Source organism: Haliscomenobacter sp. (genome assembly GCF_965225875.1).
Classification (GTDB): Bacteria; Bacteroidota; Bacteroidia; order Chitinophagales; family Saprospiraceae; genus Haliscomenobacter.
The window spans coordinates 4,051,516-4,064,690 of sequence record NZ_CBDDBS010000002.1; the positions used below are offsets into that span (position 1 = coordinate 4,051,516).

At 48.3% G+C, this 13,175-nt stretch carries 11 protein-coding genes; all 11 read left to right on the forward strand.

Annotated elements, in window-relative coordinates; genetic code table 11:
- Positions 1 to 212: 212 nt before the first annotated feature.
- The 11 genes from ACO08K_RS18530 to chrA all read left to right on the forward strand — a co-directional run bounded on the left by ACO08K_RS18530 (position 213) and on the right by chrA (position 13,158).
- On the forward strand, positions 213 to 1,916 hold the full coding sequence (locus ACO08K_RS18530; protein WP_421797902.1) for an efflux RND transporter periplasmic adaptor subunit: 1,704 nt from the start codon (positions 213 to 215) through the stop codon (positions 1,914 to 1,916).
- A gap of 295 nt (positions 1,917 to 2,211) precedes the next feature.
- A complete protein-coding gene (locus ACO08K_RS18535; RefSeq protein ID WP_421797903.1) occupies positions 2,212 to 4,461 on the forward strand; it encodes a heavy metal translocating P-type ATPase in 2,250 nt (749 codons plus the stop codon).
- A gap of 25 nt (positions 4,462 to 4,486) precedes the next feature.
- Complete coding sequence (locus tag ACO08K_RS18540) at positions 4,487 to 4,702, forward strand: heavy-metal-associated domain-containing protein (protein ID WP_421797904.1); 216 nt, start codon at positions 4,487 to 4,489, stop codon at positions 4,700 to 4,702.
- A 170-nt stretch (positions 4,703 to 4,872) separates the two neighbouring features.
- On the forward strand, positions 4,873 to 5,304 hold the full coding sequence (locus ACO08K_RS18545) for a hypothetical protein (RefSeq protein WP_421797905.1): 432 nt from the start codon (positions 4,873 to 4,875) through the stop codon (positions 5,302 to 5,304).
- A 317-nt stretch (positions 5,305 to 5,621) separates the two neighbouring features.
- On the forward strand, positions 5,622 to 6,002 hold the full coding sequence (locus ACO08K_RS18550) for a hypothetical protein (protein ID WP_421797906.1): 381 nt from the start codon (positions 5,622 to 5,624) through the stop codon (positions 6,000 to 6,002).
- Positions 6,003 to 6,352: 350 nt separating this feature from the next.
- Positions 6,353 to 8,614, forward strand: coding sequence for a TonB-dependent receptor (locus ACO08K_RS18555; protein ID WP_421797907.1), 2,262 nt, complete (start codon positions 6,353 to 6,355; stop codon positions 8,612 to 8,614).
- Between the two features lie 246 nt (positions 8,615 to 8,860).
- The gene (locus ACO08K_RS18560; RefSeq protein WP_421797908.1) at positions 8,861 to 9,958 is read left to right on the forward strand and encodes an alkene reductase; all 1,098 of its coding nucleotides are present in this window, start codon (positions 8,861 to 8,863) and stop codon (positions 9,956 to 9,958) included.
- A 3-nt stretch (positions 9,959 to 9,961) separates the two neighbouring features.
- Positions 9,962 to 10,576: an SOUL family heme-binding protein gene (locus ACO08K_RS18565; RefSeq protein WP_421797909.1), complete on the forward strand. Its 615-nt coding sequence runs from the start codon at positions 9,962 to 9,964 to the stop codon at positions 10,574 to 10,576.
- 25 nt (positions 10,577 to 10,601) lie between these two features.
- Positions 10,602 to 10,805 (forward strand): DUF6496 domain-containing protein, encoded by a 204-nt coding sequence (locus ACO08K_RS18570; RefSeq protein WP_421797910.1) that lies wholly within the window; start codon positions 10,602 to 10,604, stop codon positions 10,803 to 10,805.
- Positions 10,806 to 10,902: 97 nt separating this feature from the next.
- Complete coding sequence (locus tag ACO08K_RS18575; protein ID WP_421797911.1) at positions 10,903 to 11,766, forward strand: chromate resistance protein ChrB domain-containing protein; 864 nt, start codon at positions 10,903 to 10,905, stop codon at positions 11,764 to 11,766.
- A gap of 48 nt (positions 11,767 to 11,814) precedes the next feature.
- Positions 11,815 to 13,158, forward strand: coding sequence for a chromate efflux transporter (gene chrA, locus ACO08K_RS18580; RefSeq protein ID WP_421797912.1), 1,344 nt, complete (start codon positions 11,815 to 11,817; stop codon positions 13,156 to 13,158).
- The last annotated feature ends 17 nt before the right edge of the window (positions 13,159 to 13,175 follow it).

Sequence of the window (13,175 nt, forward strand, 5' to 3'; positions counted from 1 at the left end):
GAGGACATGAATAGCCCCTGGCTTTAGCCTGGGGTTGGTGTAATACCTTCCGATTTGGGCTTTAGCCCTCGTTTGAAATTAAGGCTTGGGCTAAAGCCCGATCGAGAGGGCGTTTCCATGACCCCAGGCTAAAGCCAGGGGCTATTGATGTCCTCCGAGCAAAACGTCCAGCATTATGACGATCACCATTTTCCATAAAAAAAACAATGGCCATGAATTTGTCCAATCTTTTCATCCGAATTTTCTCCTTGTTTTTTGGCCTTGCGCTATCGCCTCAAGTGCTTACTGCCTACGGCGATGAAATCCCAAACGACCCAGGCATTGCCAAGGATCATTTTACTGTGTATGGGCAATCAGAGCGTTATGAGTTGACGCTGTATTACCCCGAGCTGGAAGCAAAAAAAGACGTGCACCTGACCCTATACCTGGCCGATTACCAGAGCAATCGCCCGATCGATCAGGCCAAATTTAAGATCAGCACTTTAGAAGACCCCAAGCTTGTTTTTGAAGCAGAACAAATTGCGCCAGGGGTGTACGAACTACACGGTAGCTTTCCTGAGCACAAAACCTATACCCTCAATTTTCAGATCAGCCACTCCAATGGTGCTGACCTCATTGGGGTGCAAGGGATTCAGGTGGGCAAAAAACTGGTTGCTGCTGCCGAAATTGCCAGCACCACTTCCCCTTTCGTCGGGGTATTGTGGTGGTTTGGGGGTGGCGCGCTCATTGGTGGGCTGGTCGTTTGGCTGATCAGTCGCCGCAAGCGAGTGTTGACCATGCTCCTGCTTTTGGCCAGCGCCTGGTTTTCAACTCCAGGGATAAACCCCGTTTTTGCCCACGGCGATGAAGAGCATGGCCCTAAATCGGGCGGCAGTAGCTATGGCAAATCGGTGTACACACCCAAAGAAACCCAGTTTTTATTTGAAATCACCACCCAGGCGATTGCCATCGGAGATTACCAGTCGGCGACCACCATGTATGGCACCATTATTCCAGCATCGGGTGGTTTGGGCACCGTTGTGGCCCCTCAATCCGGCCGCATCATCCGCCTCAATGCCGCTGTAGGGCAAACCGTACGCGCCGGGCAAACCCTAGCGATCCTGCAGCAAAACATCACTACCGCCGACCAGGTGGGGATCGCTGCCAACAATTCCGGCTTGGCCGTACAAATCGAAAGTGCCAAAACCCGACTTGCTGCCACCAAGCGTGAATACAAGCGATTGAAAAAGATCGAAGACATTGCTGCCGGACGGGATGTACAAGCCGCAGAATCTGCTTACAATGCTGCTCAGGCCGAACTACAAACCCTGGAGAGTAGGGCAGTGGGGGCCAATACCTCGGCCAACTCGCGTACTGTGGCGCTGGTTGCTCCAATTTCGGGTGTGGTGGGGGCTTTTACCCTTACTTCTGGTGCCGAAGTAGTGGCCGGGCAAACCCTGTTCAGCGTCACCAACCTGAACAAGGTGTACGTTGAAGCACAGGTATACGACCGCGACGTTCCGCTGATCGAGGCCAGCAATTCCTTCCAGGTTTTTTGCGCAACCGACGACCACAAAACGGCCAAAGTACGCCTGCTTTCACCCGCCCAGACGATGAATCCGGGCAACCAAAGTCAACGGGTGATTTTTGAGTTGGACAATCCCCAGGGTGAGTTCAAAATCGGCGAGTTTGTTACCCTGAAGGCGCTCAATCAACAAAGCAGCCGCCAGGTGACTGTACCCAACTCAGCCCTTACCGAAATCAATGGAAAAACCGCCGTTTTTCTCAAACATGGGCCTGAAGAGTTTGAATTGGCTTATGTGCAAACCGGCGAGGATGACGGCACCCGTACGCTTATCTTGAAAGGCCTTGAAGAGAGCACGAAGGTGGTGATCAATGGGGTGTACGAGGTGAAAATGATGTATTTGAATCAGTAAGGGGAACGGTGTTTTAGGCGGGAGGTCATCTCGGATTTCCGCTTAAACCCAAAGCGACACAATTTTTAAGCACAAAGGACACAAAGGCAGCACAAAGGACACAAAGTTAGACGTTGACGGTCTTTGTGTCCTTTGTGCTGCCTTTGTGTCCTTTGTGCTAATTTTTCTTTGTGATCCTTTAGGGAAGGTATTAAGCCTTTCTGAAACCCATAATCATGTACAATTCTCCCAAAATTGTATAACGCTTCTGCTTGTAGATGTAGTGAACTTTGTAGAGTCAAAACCAATATTCACTATGTCAACCATCACGCAATCACCCACCAAGAATAGCACAATCGTCGCTAAAACCAACCTACCCGTACTGGGCATGAGTTGTGCGGCTTGTGCGGGGAGCATCGAGTCTGTGCTGCGCAGCCTGCCGGGTATTTCAAGTGCGGAGGTCAATTTCGCATCCCAAACCGTTCAAATAAACTACAATCAGGAAGTCATCACTTTGCCGGAAATGCAAAAGGCCGTGCAATCCTTTGGCTATGATTTGATCATTCAGGAAGAAAACGCCACCGAGCAGCAGGCTGAAATCCAGGAAATTCAGTTCCAAAAATTGCAACGCAAGACCATCGGTGCCATGATCCTTGCCTTGCCAACGGTGATCATCGGGATGTTTTTTATGAACATGCCCTATGCCAACTGGATCATGCTGGGCCTTTCTTTACCTGTATTGATCTTTTTTGGCCAGGACTTTTTCCGCAACGCCTGGCGGCAGGCCCAACATGGCAAAGCCAATATGGATACCCTGGTAGCCATGAGTACTGGAGTCGCCTTCATTTTTAGCACCTTCAATACGATTTATCCAGCTTATTGGCACCAAAGGGGCTTACATCCACACGTGTATTTTGAAGCTGCAGTAGTGATCATTGCCTTCATCCTTCTGGGGAAACTGCTGGAGGAAAAAGCCAAAGGCCAAACCTCCTCCGCGATTAAAAAATTGATCGGGCTCCAACCCAAAACCATCCGCATTATCCGCGATGGGGCGGAAAAGACCATTCCCATTGCTGAGGTGCAAATCGACGATGTCGTGCTGGTGCGCCCCGGCGAAAAAATTGCTGTAGACGGTGTAGTCATTCAAGGCAGCTCCTTTGTGGACGAAAGTATGCTCAATGGCGAGCCGCTGCCCATTGAAAAACAAACTTCGGATCGGGTATTTGCGGGCACTTTGAATCAAAAAGGCAGTTTACAGTTTCGGGCAGAAAAAGTAGGTAGCCAAACCCTTTTGGCCCAAATCATTCAAACCGTTCAGGAAGCCCAGGGCAGCAAAGCTCCGGTTCAACGACTGGTGGATAAAATTGCGGGTATTTTTGTGCCTGCGGTCATTGGTATTGCCCTGCTGAGCTTCGGGCTCTGGATGATTTTTGGCGGAGAAAATGCCTTTACCTACGCACTGTTGGCCTTTGTTACGGTACTGGTCATTGCTTGCCCTTGCGCCTTGGGACTCGCCACGCCAACTGCAATTACAGTCGGTGTGGGTAAAGGTGCCGAGAACCATATCCTGATCAAGGACGCGGAAAGTTTGGAAATTGCCCACCGGGTCAATGCCGTAGTGCTGGACAAAACGGGTACCATCACCGAAGGCAAGCCGGAGGTTTTGGCCTGGCATTGGGTCAGTCAAAATCCGCTACACCAGGCCTTGCTTTTTTCCATTGAAAACCAATCGGAGCACCCACTGGCCGATGCCATCCTGCGAAAATTGGAGCAAGAGGGGGTTTCGGAAAAACTGCCACTGGACAAATTTGAAAGCATTACCGGCCAAGGTGTAGAAGCGACTTATCAAGGTCAGCAATACTGGGTGGGCCATGAAAAAATGACCGAAGGTCGCGGCATTGTCCTTTCAACCGAGATCAAAACAATGGCGGAACTTTGGCGGGAAAAGGCCTATACGGTCATTTTTTTCGCTGGTGCCGATGCAGGCATTCTGGCGGTAGTGGCCATGGCCGACCCCATCAAGCCCAAATCGTCCGCTGCGGTAGCACAACTACAGGCACAAGGCATTGAGGTCTACATGCTCACTGGTGATAATCCACAAACCGCTGCGGCAATCGCCCAGCTCGCAGGTATCGCGCACTATCAAGCCGAGGTGATGCCCAACGACAAGGCGGGATTTGTACAAAAATTACAGGCAGAAGGCAAAATTGTAGCCATGGTTGGCGATGGCATCAATGACTCGCCTGCCCTCGCGCAAGCGGACATCAGCATCGCCATGGCCAAGGGGACGGATATTGCCATGGATGTGGCGTCTATCACCCTGATGCGCTCCGATTTAAGTGCATTGCCACAGGTGTTTCACTTGTCAAAACGCACGGTGCGGACCATTCGCCAGAACCTTTTTTGGGCCTTCATTTACAACCTGATCGGGATTCCGATTGCTGCCGGGATTTTGTATCCAGCCACCGGGTTTTTACTCAATCCAATGTTGGCGGGTCTGGCCATGGCGCTTAGCTCGGTATCAGTAGTCACCAATAGTCTGAGGCTGAAACGACTGAAATTATGATTTTTTCAACCAAAACCTTTTTCCAATGGAAGAAAAGAAGTTTAAAACCAACATCAAGTGTATGGGCTGTGTGGCCCAATTTACCCCCTTTATTCAAGATGAGGAAGGGGTAGAATCCTGGGAAGTGGATACTACCAGTCCCGACAAAATCCTGACCGTAAAAGGGGATATTTCTGTGGAGGAAGTAAGAGCCCTGGTCGTGGAGGCCGGATTTGAGGTAAAAGAAGTCATTGCCGCTTGATTCATTGCAACTGTCAGTTTGGTGCCAAAAGGCCCAGGCTGGCAGTTCGTGCTTAGCGCTGATAAATCAGTGAATTTTACAACTTTGTGTTGAACTTGTGTAATGCTTTTGAGTGGATAGCAGCGTAATTTTATTGTGCGGAAAATTCTTTTCGAATTCAAACACAAAAAATGAAAAAGACAAGCTCGTTCTTCATCGCTTTTGCAGCCTTGATTTTGCTTAGCCAATGCGATACTGCGGCGCCCCTGGATCTCAGCAGCAATTCTTCCCGCGCAAAAATCATCACCGAATTAATGGACAATGATTCTTACCGCTCGGAAGTGATGTATTCCATGCAGACCAAGCACCCTGAGGCCATGCTTACCAATGTTTTAATGACTGCCAAAAACAACGACCAGATTCGGTCAGATCTAATGGACAAAATGATGGAAATGGGCAAGGAGGATTCCTCCGTGTTCAAAATGATGATGAATAAATCAATGGCGATGTGCAACGAGGACCAGGCCATGTGCAAAATGATGATGGAGTCTATGCAAGAAAATCCAAATGTGATGAAAAACATGCAGGACATGCACGGAATGAAAATGATTACAAAAAAATAAGCCCTTAAAATAAAACAGCCCCAAATCTTTTAAAAGATTGTTCTAAAAAATTCCGTTTGGCGCACTTTTATCAATTTGTCAGGTTGGCTAAACGGCATCAGGGACATAGGGGTTTTCCAACCTTCCGCCTATGGCCAACGAAATGGTACACGAGCCTGTTCCCCGTTGATTGATAAAAGAGAAGGTCGCTGAACGGAGTTTTTTAGCACCACTAAAAAACGTCGACCTAGTGCATGGAGCTCATGATATAAAGATTATCCTGAATCCCAAATCCCAATCCATGCTTTGCTACGTATATTTGTGCAGTACCATAACACATGAAAAAAGCAAGCATCTGGATTCTTTTACTGGTTTATCTTACGGCCTCCTGTGTGGAGCTCCTGCCAGTATTGAAGGATACGCTTGCGCACCTTTTTTGGCACCATCATCACCTGGAACACGTGCACCATGGCGACGAAGACCATACTCACGTAGCAGAAGAAATCGTCCAGTTGTTGAATCTGGATCACGGAGCTACCACAGCCATTTCGGAATCACCCGACTATAAATTCACTTTATCGCTGCACTTAATTGCACCGACCATCGTTTTCAAAACGCGCAGATTAGGTTGTATTCAACAAGTTCCCATCCCACTTTATTCTTTTTCTTGGTCATTGGGTGTAGGGAACGCAGTTTTCCAACCACCAGAGCTCGCCTAAGGATTTATCACACTACTGGACATTTTTGTTTTTCAGGCACGAAGGACATGAATAGCCCCTGGCTTCAGCCTGGGGTGGTCGTAAGACCATCAAATCTGGGCTTCAGCCCTACTCTGAAAATTAAGGCTTTGGCTAAAGCCCAAACAAGAGGGCTCTCCATGACCCCAGGCTGAAGCCTGGGGCTATTCATGTCCTCCGAGTCCAATAGTGTGCGTATTCCCCATTTTTCTTTATCCATCATGTCTGCCTGCCCAGCGAAGGGACCAGGCTGGACCTTGCTTTTTTAACTTTCTAGCGCAGGTACATCCGCACAGAAGTGCTGTACCTGGCTTGCCCAAGCTATTTTGATCATGAAAAAACGATATTACCCAAAAACGATGCTATTGGGTTTGCTCCTGTTGTTGCATACCGGTTTACTTTGTGCACACGACATCATCGGGCGGGTGCTCAATGCCCAAACGGGAGAAGCCATCGCCGGCGCCACCATTTTTATTCCGGCGCTACAAACGGGTACCACCACCAATGAATTGGGGGCCTTCAGCATCAAAGACCTAGACGGCGATCAATACGAATTGAGCATTTCTTTTGTGGGCTTTTTGACCCAAAATGTGCAGGCAAATACCAGCGAACCGCTGGACATTCGCCTGGAGCCTACGGTGCTCGACCTAAGTGAATTCGTGGTAAACAATCAGCGGGATCTGGGCAAAACCATGACCCTGATCAACAAAATTGACCTGGAATTGCGCCCCACCCGTTCCTCACAGGACGTACTGCGGATGATCCCCGGACTCATCACTGCCCAACATGCGGGTGGAGGCAAAGCTGAACAAATTTTTTTGCGCGGCTTTGACATTGACCACGGCACCGACATTCGGGTTACGGTAGATGGCATGCCGGTCAATATGGTCAGCCACGCCCACGGGCAAGGTTATGCTGATTTGCATTTTTTAATCCCCGAGCTGATCGACAATGTCGATTTTAACAAAGGGCCATACTATACCCAACAAGGCGACTTCACCACTGCGGGTTATGCCAATTTCAATACCCGCAATGCCCTGTCGCGCAGTTCCATCAAACTGGAAACCGGGCGATTCGATACCTACCGGGCCGTCGGACTTTTGGATTTATTGGGTAAAAATGCCGGTAGCCAGCAAAATGCTTATTTCGGCTCCGACCTTACCTTCAGCAATGGGCCTTTTGAAAGTCCCCAAAATTTCAACCGCATCAACCTGATGGGCAAATACCACGGTTTGATTGGCTCAGATCAGGTGCTTACTGTTTCTTTATCTACTTTCAGCAGCCGTTGGGAAGCATCGGGGCAGATTCCAGATCGTGCGGTGCGCAGTGGCCTCATCAGCCGCTTTGGTGCCATCGACGACAACGAAGGGGGCAATACCAGTCGAACCAACGCGAACATTCAACTGCTCAAAACCCTGGATAATGGCGATGTATTGCGTAACCAGTTTTTTTACGTCAAAAACAAGTTTCAACTCTTCTCCAATTTTACCTTTTTCCTCAATGACCCGGTCAATGGGGACGAAATTCGCCAAACTGAAGATCGGGACATTTTTGGCTACAACCTTTCGTACAGCGCAGAACGTAAACTTGGTGGCATGTCCTTACGCACAGAAGCGGGCTTAAACATCCGCTACGACAAAACCAAGGGAACCGACCTCGCCCATACCCGCCGGCGCAATACCCTCATTAGTTATGCAGCACTGGGGGATATTGACCAGCTGAATGCGGCGCTCTACGTGGATGAAGTATTGAAGCTGAGTGACCGCTTTACAATCAATGCCGGCTTGCGTTTTGACCAGTTCAGCTTTGGCTACGTCAACTTGCTGGACAGCCTGTATGACCACCCTGTGGTAGCTGCCAATACCGTCAGCCCCAAGTTGAATTTTTATTACAATGCCAGTCCGAGTGTGCAGGTTTACCTCAAGTCGGGCCTTGGCTTTCATTCCAATGATGCGCGGGTGGTGGTTCCTCAAAATGGGGTTGAAATCCTGCCCAAAGCTTACGGCGTGGATTTTGGCGCTTTTGTCAAACCTCTCCCCAATCTGTTCTTGAATGTTGCAGCCTGGTTTCTTGACCTGGATCAGGAGTTTGTGTACGTGGGCGACGAGGCCGTAGTTGAACCCTCGGGCAAAACGCGCCGCTATGGTCTTGATCTATCGGCGCGGTACCAGGCAACGAAGTGGTTGTTTGTAGACCTGGACATGAACTACACCCGGCCGCGTAGCCGGGAAGCGGCCGAAGGTGAGAACTTCATTCCATTGGCACCTACCTTCACCAGCATTGGCGGCCTTACCACCAAATTTGCGAAAGGCTTGAACGGCAGTATCCGCTACCGTCATGTTGCCGATCGTCCGGCCAACGAAAACAATACCGTAACGGCCTTGGGATACACACTGCTGGATGGCGGCCTCACTTACACCGCCCGCAAAGCGGAGTTCGGTTTGTCATTCGAAAACATCCTGAATGTAGACTGGAATGAGGCGCAGTTTGATACGGAAAGTCGCTTGTTCAATGAGCCGAATTCGGTATCGGAATTGCATTATACGCCGGGGACGCCGTTTTTTGCGAAGGTGAGTGCGACGTTCTTTTTTTAAGACAACTTCCTATAAATTAAGTGAAGCCCGGCAGACGAATGGAACGTTTGCCGGGCTTTTTAAATAAATGCGTGAATCATGTAACTGACCAATGAAGTTGTGTAACACTTTTGGGTAGCAAAGCCCCTAATTTTATTGCACAAGAAATTTTGTACAAATCAGTAGTTATGATCCAGAATACTGACGAGTCACCAAATCAAAAAAGTATCCCTACCTGGTCAAAATGAACAAAAAAATAGTAACAAAATGAACCCATACAAATTATTTGCCTCTACAAAGGTTGGCGCGCTAGCATTGAAAAATCGCATTGTCATGGCTCCAATGACCCGATGCCGGGCCATTGGAAACATCCCCAATGACTCAATGGCACTTTATTACCAACAACGTGCTACGGCTGGTTTAATCATCACCGAAGGTACATCCCCTTCGGTAAATGGCTTGGGCTATGCTCGTATTCCGGGTATTTTTAGCGAAGCGCAGATACTCGGTTGGAAGAAGGTAACCGCAGCGGTACATAAAAGCGGTGGCAAGATTGTTATTCAATTGATGCACACGGGAAGAATAAGCCACATGCTGAATATGCCACAGGGTACGGAAATAGTAGCACCTTCTGCCAAAGCAGCAACTGGACAAATGTGGACCGATGCCAAAGGATTGCAGGACTACCCCATTCCTAAAGCAATGACTACAGAAGATATTGTAGCGACCCAAGCCGAGTATGTGGCCGCCGCAAAGAATGCCATTGAAGCAGGATTTGATGGCGTTGAACTGCACGGTGCCAACGGGTATTTGCTGGAAGAATTTTTATCGCCTGTCAGCAATGTGCGCACCGATAAGTATGCTGGCAGCATTGAAAATCGTTGCCGCTTTGTACTAGAAGTGGCAAGCGCTGTCGCAGCTGCTATTGGCAAAGAGAAAACGGGCATTCGCTTATCGCCCTATGGTGTTGCGAGTGACATGCCAAATTATCCTGAAATTGATTCAACTTACGACTACCTCTCAAAAGAACTCAATAATTATATTCACCTTGTTGACCATTCTTCAATGGGTGCCCCTACTGTGCCGATAGAAATAAAAGAACTGATTCGTACAAACTTCAAAAACACCCTGATTATTTGCGGTGGTTTTGACAAAGAAAGTGCAGAAGCAGCTATTGAAAGTGGTTTGTGTGACCTGGTAGGATTCGGCCGACCATTTATCAATAACCCTGATTTGGTAGAACGATTGGAAAACAATGAGGAATTATCGCAAGACCTTAAAACGGAGTTATTCTACACTGCGGACAAAAATGGCTATACCGATTACCCCAATTTCACAACGCCAGAGGTGCTTCAAATTCAATAAGCCATGAAAATTTTTCTGATCACAGCAAGCATCCTCATTTCATTGTTTGTGCTATTTCAAATTTACACCACCATGTCTACTCATAAAACAGAAACTCAGGCCTACCAGGTAATTCGTGTTGAGAAAAATTTTGAAATTCGATACTACCCGGTGGCAATGATGGCCATGATTTCGTCTACCTCAAAGTCTTACCGCGACTTGGGGAGCTCAGGATTTGGAAAATTGGCAAAGTATATTTTCGGAGGAAATGATGAAAAGAAACAAATAGCCATGACCTCGCCAGTACACATGGACATTAACGACACCACTTCCACCATGGCATTTGTGCTCCCCTCAGGCTATAACCAGGATGATTTACCAAAACCCAACGACAGCAGCATAGCCATTAGGGCATCAGAACCCGAATTTGTTGCTGCAGTGAAATTTGGCGGTTTTGCTTCTACTGACAGGATAAACAAGCACATCGCAATCCTCCAGGAGTCCTTAAAGGAGGCAGGCCTATCTCACCATGGAAATTTTCGCTTCCTGGGATACAACCCACCCTATCAAATCTTTGGCAGAAGGAATGAAGTGATTGTTGCGCTCAATGAGCGTGAACTAAACCTGGCTAAACATTGAATAACTGGTAACCAAATAACAATTTATGAAAAAGGCAAAAAAAGCAGCAGCTCCAAAGGCACTTTCTCCTGCTAAAGAAAAGATTGCAGAAGTCATGCATGAATTTAAAGAAGGTGAACTTCACTCGGGGAAAAGTGATACCATCGTCACCGATCGCAAACAGGCAATTGCGATTGCACTCAGTGAAGCGAGTGAGGTGGAAGCCGAAACCCCTAAAAAAAACGATTGAGTGCATGCCTTCTAATTTGGGGCAGGTGAAAGTAAAATAAATCCAGACTGACCGGAAAATGGACGGGTAATTTTACCTTCGTATCCAAATTACAGTCATGAAATGGATCACCCGCGAACGCCCGAAAATCGACCGCATTGCCTGCCCCTGGCTGATTAAAAACTTTGTGGACGCAGAGGCAGTATTCATCTACGTGCCCGAAGCTGAAGTGCTTGTTAAAGCGGAGGAATTGAATGCGATCCCTTTCGATATCCCCAACGTGGAATATTCGCACGAAGGCGAGTTGTGTACCTTCGATTACATCCTGAAAAAACACCAGTTAAGCGACCCCGCTTTGCAGCAACTGGCCGTCATTGTGCGGGCTGCCGATACCGACCATTTTGCGCTGGCTCCGCAGGCGGCAGGACTATGGGCTATTTCGGCCGGCTTGGCCTACAATATCCAGGATGACCACCAACTCCTGGAAGTTGGCATGCTGTTGTACGACGCCCTGTATACCTGGGTCAAATACCTCCAGCATGAAAAACATACGGGCGACCCGGTAGAACAACTCTTGCTGCAAATGGTGGAAAAGTACATTAGTGAAAAATCGGCAACAAAGCAGCGCATTCCCGCCTGGGCTAAGGAGCTCAAAGAAACCATTCAGGACTATGTGGACACCAATTTCAGTTTGAGTTTAAAAGACATTTCGCAGGAACTGGACCTACACCCAGCCTACGTGTCAAGGGCTTTTTCCAAGTATTTTGACAACCTTTCTTTTGGTGAGTACATCCGCAAGTTGCGCATCGAAAAAGCGGTGCAACTGCTGGAAACGACGGGCATGTCCTTGACCGAAATTGCCTATATCACCGGCTTTTCCGATCAGAGCCATTTCAACCGCATTTTTAAAAAACATTTGGGCGTGCAGCCCTCTGTTTATCGAAAATTACTGCAAAAAGGTAAAACGGATGCTAGTGATTAAATTTGTTCTATTCTTCCTGAGTGCAGCTTGCTTATCTTGCAGGTAAAAATGGCTTATCCTTCCTTTCGCGAAGCCTTCCAAGTCTGGCTCAAAGTGGCGATGTACAGCTTCGGCGGCCCCGCCGGACAAATCGCGGTGATGCACAAATACATCGTAGAAGACAAAAAATGGCTCGGAGAAAACCGCTTCCTGCATGCCCTCAATTATTGTATGCTATTACCCGGCCCCGAAGCGCAGCAATTGGCTACTTACATTGGCTGGTTGATGCACAAAACCCGGGGTGGCTTGTTAGCTGGGGGCTTATTTGTATTGCCAGGTTTTTTGTCTATTCTGGTTTTGAGCATTTTGTACGCGTTGTGGAAAGACCTGACCTTTGTTCAGGGCATTTTTTACGGCATCAAACCTGCCGTGCTGGCGGTGGTGGTGGGTGCAGTCATCAAAATTGGCAAACGGGCACTCAAAAACGAGGTCATGGTGGGCATTGCCGTTTTGGCCTTCATTGCCATCTTTTTCTTCAAAATCTCCTTTCCCTACATTGTTTTGGCAGCGGGACTGCTGGGCTATTTCGGAGGGAAAATCTGGGAAGAAAAATTCTACGTGATCAAAGGCCACGCCGACGTAAAAAATAGCGAAATGGGTTTGATCGACTCCTACATCCAGGCAGAACGGCCTACTTTGGTCAAAACGCTGGGGGTGGCTCTGTTTTGGCTGGCCATGTGGTTGGTTCCGGTTGTAGCCTTGTTTTTGATTTTGGGGAGCGAAAACGTGTTCACCAAGGAAGCACTGTTTTTTAGCCAATCCGCTATCGTCACCTTTGGGGGCGCGTACTCGGTATTGGCCTACATCTCCCAGAAGGCGGTAGAAACTTATGCCTGGTTACAACCCGGCGAAATGTTGGATGGGCTGGGTATGGCCGAAACTACGCCGGGTCCACTCATTCAGGTAGTGCAATTTGTCGGTTTTATGGGCGCTTTTCGCAATGCAGGTAGCCTCGATCCGATTTTGGCTGGGGTACTCGCCTCGGTGTTGGTCACCTGGGTAACTTATTTGCCTTCCTTCTTGTTCATATTTACAGGAGCGCCCTACATCGAATACCTGCGAGGCAACAAATCACTGAGCACCGCACTTTCGGGCATAACTGCGGCGGTAGTGGGGGTGATTTTGAACCTGGGGATTTGGTTCAGTTTGCATACTTTATTCGCTCAGGTAAATGAAGTGAGTGCAGGGCCATTGCACATTCCTGCTCCGGTGTGGAATACCGTTGAGTGGGGGGCGGTGATCATTACTTTGGCTGCCTTGTTTTTTTCTTTTCGTTTGAAATGGGACATGTTGCGTACCATCGGTATTTGTATAGTCTTGGGACTGATTTTCAAATTTTTCGTAACTATTTAGCAGCCGCCTGCGGAGGT

What these genes read in the sequence shown, in the direction of transcription:
- ACO08K_RS18535 (WP_421797903.1), top strand. Translation starts at nt 2,212, where the DNA reads ATGTCAACCATCACGCAATCACCCACCAAGAATAGCACAATCGTCGCT.
- ACO08K_RS18550 (WP_421797906.1), top strand. Translation starts at nt 5,622, where the DNA reads ATGAAAAAAGCAAGCATCTGGATTCTTTTACTGGTTTATCTTACGGCC.
- ACO08K_RS18560 (WP_421797908.1), top strand. Translation starts at nt 8,861, where the DNA reads ATGAACCCATACAAATTATTTGCCTCTACAAAGGTTGGCGCGCTAGCA.
- ACO08K_RS18545 (WP_421797905.1), top strand. Translation starts at nt 4,873, where the DNA reads ATGAAAAAGACAAGCTCGTTCTTCATCGCTTTTGCAGCCTTGATTTTG.
- ACO08K_RS18565 (WP_421797909.1), top strand. Translation starts at nt 9,962, where the DNA reads ATGAAAATTTTTCTGATCACAGCAAGCATCCTCATTTCATTGTTTGTG.
- ACO08K_RS18570 (WP_421797910.1), top strand. Translation starts at nt 10,602, where the DNA reads ATGAAAAAGGCAAAAAAAGCAGCAGCTCCAAAGGCACTTTCTCCTGCT.
- chrA (WP_421797912.1), top strand. Translation starts at nt 11,815, where the DNA reads ATGGCTTATCCTTCCTTTCGCGAAGCCTTCCAAGTCTGGCTCAAAGTG.
- ACO08K_RS18540 (WP_421797904.1), top strand. Translation starts at nt 4,487, where the DNA reads ATGGAAGAAAAGAAGTTTAAAACCAACATCAAGTGTATGGGCTGTGTG.
- ACO08K_RS18555 (WP_421797907.1), top strand. Translation starts at nt 6,353, where the DNA reads ATGAAAAAACGATATTACCCAAAAACGATGCTATTGGGTTTGCTCCTG.
- ACO08K_RS18575 (WP_421797911.1), top strand. Translation starts at nt 10,903, where the DNA reads ATGAAATGGATCACCCGCGAACGCCCGAAAATCGACCGCATTGCCTGC.
- ACO08K_RS18530 (WP_421797902.1), top strand. Translation starts at nt 213, where the DNA reads ATGAATTTGTCCAATCTTTTCATCCGAATTTTCTCCTTGTTTTTTGGC.